The sequence below is a fragment of the Streptomyces sp. Isolate_45 genome (assembly GCF_024721315.2).
Taxonomy (GTDB): Bacteria; Actinomycetota; Actinomycetes; order Streptomycetales; family Streptomycetaceae; genus Streptomyces.
Genome location: NZ_JANFAK020000303.1, coordinates 1 through 4,365, shown reverse-complemented (window position 1 = coordinate 4,365; position 4,365 = coordinate 1). Strand labels below are relative to the sequence as shown.

The 4,365-nt window shown below is 72.2% G+C and carries 5 protein-coding genes and 1 pseudogene; all 6 read right to left on the bottom strand.

All coding sequences use genetic code 11. From position 1 onward, the window contains the following. Positions 1–1,596: NADH-quinone oxidoreductase subunit L (locus NOD94_RS40380; protein ID WP_281211231.1), on the bottom strand; the 1,596-nt coding region annotated here is incomplete at its 3' end. Beyond that, complete coding sequence (nuoK, locus tag NOD94_RS40375) at positions 1,593–1,952, bottom strand: NADH-quinone oxidoreductase subunit NuoK (protein ID WP_281211230.1); 360 nt, start codon at positions 1,950–1,952, stop codon at positions 1,593–1,595. The genes NOD94_RS40380 and nuoK, both read right to left, overlap by 4 nt. Then, positions 1,952–2,590, bottom strand: coding sequence for an NADH-quinone oxidoreductase subunit J (locus NOD94_RS40370; protein ID WP_281211229.1), 639 nt, complete (start codon positions 2,588–2,590; stop codon positions 1,952–1,954). Before NOD94_RS40370 ends, nuoK begins: the two co-directional genes overlap by 1 nt. Further along, positions 2,587–3,177, bottom strand: a complete 591-nt coding sequence (locus tag NOD94_RS40365) for an NADH-quinone oxidoreductase subunit I (protein ID WP_281211228.1) — start codon at positions 3,175–3,177, stop codon at positions 2,587–2,589. The genes NOD94_RS40370 and NOD94_RS40365 overlap by 4 nt, the downstream gene beginning before the upstream one ends. Further along, positions 3,177–4,145 carry a complex I subunit 1 family protein gene (locus NOD94_RS40360; RefSeq protein ID WP_281211227.1) on the bottom strand — a complete coding sequence of 323 codons (969 nt, stop codon included), beginning with the start codon at positions 4,143–4,145 and terminating at the stop codon, positions 3,177–3,179. Before NOD94_RS40360 ends, NOD94_RS40365 begins: the two co-directional genes overlap by 1 nt. After that, positions 4,142–4,365, bottom strand: a pseudogene (locus NOD94_RS40355) (hypothetical protein); the annotation flags it as partial. The pseudogene NOD94_RS40355 and the gene NOD94_RS40360, both read right to left, overlap by 4 nt.

The following is a 4,365-nucleotide window of genomic DNA, read 5'->3' as shown; positions in this document are numbered from 1 at the left end:
GCCGACGGGGGCGGGCGCCGTCGCGAGGCGGGCCGTGGCGCGCTGCCAGAGGCCGTAGGTGAGGAGCACGCCGATGAGGGCGGCGCCCGTGCCGAGGACCGAGGTGGCCACGGTCGGGGTGAGCTGTTGGCCGTCGAACCAGTCGCCGAGGAGGCCGGCCGCGAGGCCGAGGCCGACCGTGGGGACGGCCAGCAGCCACAGCACGCCGGTCATGGCGACGGGCTCCTTGCCGTGGTCGGGGGCGGCGGCGCCCCGACCGCGGAACGCCATAAGCCACAGCCGGGTGGCGTAGGCGGCGGTGAGCAGGGCGGTGAGGACGCCGGAAACCAGGATCAGCCAGCCGGCCGAGGAGGGTGCGGAGTCGGTGTGTCCGAGGGCGGTCTGCTCGGCGGCGACGAGGACGGCTTCCTTGGAGAAGAAGCCGGCGAAGGGCGGGATCGCGGCGAGCGCGAGCAGGGCGAGCGTCATCGTCCAGAAGGCGTCGGGGATGCGCTTGGCGAGGCCGTCCATCCGGGACATCGCGGCGAGGGAGTTGGTGCCGGCGGCGTGGATGATGACGCCGGCGCCGAGGAAGAGGAGCGCCTTGAAGGCGCCGTGGGACAGGAGGTGGTAGACGGCGGCGCCGCGGTCGCCGACGGCGAGGGCTCCGGTCATGTAGCCGAGCTGGCCGACGGTGGAGTAGGCGAGGACCCGCTTGATGTCGTCCTGGGCCAGGGCGGCGAGGGCCGAGCCGATCATGGTGATGGCCGCCATGACGGCCATCACCACCAGTGCGGCGCGGGACGCCGCGAAGACGGGCAGGAGGCGGGCGATGAAGTAGACGCCGGCGGCGACCATCGTCGCGGCGTGGATCAGCGCGGAGACCGGGGTGGGGCCGGCCATGGCGTCGGGCAGCCAGGTGTGCAGCGGGAACTGCGCGGACTTGCCGGCGACTCCGGCGAGGAGGAGCAGGGCGATCAGGGTCGGGTGGTCGAGGCCGCCCGCGGCGACGGTGTCCAGGATCTCGGTGATCCGGAACGAGCCGGCGTCCGTGGCGAGCGCGAACAGGCCGATCAGGAAGGGGACGTCGCCGAGCTTGGTGACGAGGAACGCCTTGAGGGAGGCGGAGCGCGCGGCTTCGGTCTCCCAGTAGTGGCCGACGAGGAAGTACGAGCAGATGCCCATGACCTCCCAGCCGACCAGCAGCACCATCAGGTCGCCGGAGTAGACGACGAGCAGCATCGCGGAGGTGAACAGGGAGACGAGCGCGGCGTAGGACGGGTAGCGGGGGTCCTCGCGGAGGTACGCCGTCGAGTAGAGCTGCACGCAGGTGGCGACGACGCCGACGAGGACGGCGACGAGGGCGGCGAAGCCGTCGATGTTCAGGGACAGCTCGATCGGCACGGAGCCGGTCGGGGTGAGTTCGGTGGCCGTGTCGATGGTCGCGCCACCGCCCTGGCGGACGGCGACGAGCACGGCCAGTACGGCGGCGCCCAGCGTCGGCAGCACGGCGAGCGGCCGCACGAACCCGGGGGCGCCGCGGCCGAGCAGCAGGCCCGCGACCGCGCCCAGGAAGGGCAGGAGGGGGACGAGGACCGCGAGGGTCGTGGTGCTCACGCGGCGACCTCCGGCCGGGCAGTGGTGTCGTCGGGCCGGGCCGGCTCGTGGCCTTCGGCGGTGTCACGGAGTCTGTCGACGTCCGAGGTGCCTCGGTTGCGGTACACCATCAGCACGATCGCGAGGCCGATGCCGATCTCGGCGGCGGCGATGGCGATCGTGAAGAGGGTGAGGGCCTGTCCGGCGTGCAGGGCGTCGCGCAGCCAGACGTCGAAGGCCACCAGGTTGAGGTTGACGGCGTTGAGCATGAGCTCGACGGACATCAGGACCAGGATGGCGTTGCGGCGGGCGAGGACTCCGTAGAGGCCGATGGCGAAGAGGAGCGAGGCCAGTACGGCGGGGTAGACGAGGTGCATCAGCTCTGCCCCTTCCGGTCGCCGGTGTCGGCTTGGCCGTCGGCAGCGGCTGCTGCCGCTGCCGCCGCGTCCTCGGCGGGGGTGTTCCTGCGGGAGAGCACGATGGCACCGATCAGGGCTGCGAGGAGGAGCACGGAGAGCGCCTCGAAGGGCAGCACCCAGTGCTGGAAGAGGATCTCGCCGGTCACCTTGGTGGAGCCCTGGGCGGGTCCGTCGAGGTCGATCCAGGTGGTGCGGAAGGCGTCGGCGACCACCCAGACGAGTGCGGCGCCCGCGGTGACGGCGACGCCGAGCGCGACCCAGCGGTTGTTCGAGTCGGCGTCCGGGGAGCGGCCGATGGGGGCCTTGGTGAGCATCAGCCCGAAGAGCAGGAGGACGACCACGGAGCCGAGGTAGATCAAGACCTGGACCCAGGCGATGAACTCGGCGGTCAGCAGCAGGTACTCGACGGCGACGCCGCCGAGTGCGACGACCAGCCAGAGGGCGGCGTGCACGAGCTGCTTGGTGGTGACCGTGATGACGGCCGCGCCGAGGGTGGCGAGGCCGACGAGGAGGAAGGCGATCTCGACGCCGGTCGGCGAGAGGAAACCGGGGCCGGTCGCGGTGCCGGCGGCGGCCAGGGTGGCGGCGGGGCTCACGCGTCTCCCTCCGGGGTGGTCGGGGGTTCGGTGGCGGCAACGTCGGCCGCCGCTGCGGCCGCCGCCGCGGCTTCGGCCTTCTCCACGGCCTTGCGGGCCGCGGCGATCTCCTTGGGCTCCTCGGCGGCCGGGTCGAGGGCGGGCGGCGCCGGCACCGTCCACATCCACTCGCGGAGCTTGTCCCGCTCGTGGACGAGGTCCTGGATGTCGGTCTCCGCGTACTCGAACTCCGGCGACCAGAAGAGGGCGTCGAAGGGGCACACCTCGATGCAGATGCCGCAGTACATGCAGAGCGAGAAGTCGATGGCGAACCGGTCGAGGACGTTGCGGCTGCGCTCGCGGCCGCCGGGGGCGGCGGCCGGGACCGTCTCCTTGTGGGAGTCGATGTAGATGCACCAGTCGGGGCACTCGCGGGCGCACAACATGCAGACCGTGCAGTTCTCCTCGAACAGGCCGATGACCCCGCGGCTGCGGGGCGGGAGCTCGGGCTGGACCTCGGGGTACTGGGCGGTGTGCGCGCGCTTGGTCATCGTGCGCAGGGTGACGGCCAGGCCCTTGGCGAGGCCGGATCCGGGAACCGGGGACATTACTGGATCGCCACCTTCACGATGCCGGTGAGCGCGATCTGGGCGAGCGCGAGGGGGATGAGTACGGTCCAGGCGAGCTTCTGGAGCTGGTCCTCGCGCAGGCGGGGGTAGCTCACGCGGAGCCAGATCACGACGAAGGCGAGGACGGCGACCTTGAGGAGGGTCCAGACCCAGCCGAGGTCGTCGCCGCCGAAGGGGCCGTGCCAGCCGCCGAGGAAGAGGACGGTGGTGAGCGCGCAGAGCACGACGATGCCGGCGTACTCGGCGAGGAGGAACAGCGCGAAGCGCAGGCCGGTGTACTCGGTGTACGCGCCGAAGATGATCTCGGAGTCGGCGACGGGCATGTCGAAGGGCGGCCGCTGGAGTTCGGCGAGGCCGGCGATGAAGAAGACGAGCGCACCGGTGATCTGCCAGGGCAGCCACCACCACTCGAAGGCCTCGACGACGCCGGGCAGGGACACGGTCCCGGCGGCCATGGCGACGGAGGCGGCGGCGAGCAGCATGGGCAGCTCGTACGCGAGCAGCTGCGCGGCGGTGCGCAGGCCTCCGAGGAGGGAGAACTTGTTGGCGGAGGCCCAGCCGGCCATGAGGGAACCGAGGACTCCGACGCCCATGACGGCGAGCGCGAAGAAGACGCCCGCGTCGATGACCTGCCCGACGGCGCCCTCGCCCGGTCCCACCGGGATGGCGAGGAGGACGAGGAGGTAAGGCAGCAGCGCGACGGCGGGCGCGAGCTGGAAGATCCGTCGGTCGGCGTTGGCCGGGACGATGTCCTCCTTCTGCGCGAACTTCACGCCGTCGGCGACGAGCTGCGCCCAGCCGTGGAAGCCGCCGGCGTACATGGGGCCGAGGCGGCCCTGCATGTGCGCCATCACCTTGTGCTCGGTCTGCCCGACGACGAGCGGGAGCACGAGGAAGACGGCGAAGACGACGATCAGTCGCAGGGCGACGTCGAGGACGTCGTTCACGCGTCGCCTCCGGTGGTGTCGTGGTCGGGATTGCCGTTGCCCTGGCCGGGCTTCGGTTCGGGAGCGGGGTCCTGCTCGGGAGCGGGGTCCGGTTCGGGCTTCGAACCCGGTTCGGGCTTCGAGCCCGGCTCGGGGTTCGAGCCCGGCTCGGGCGTGGCTGCGGGCGCGGGCCGGGGCGCGGCCGGCGGCTTGAGCGCGGGGTCCGGCTCGGGCCGGGGGG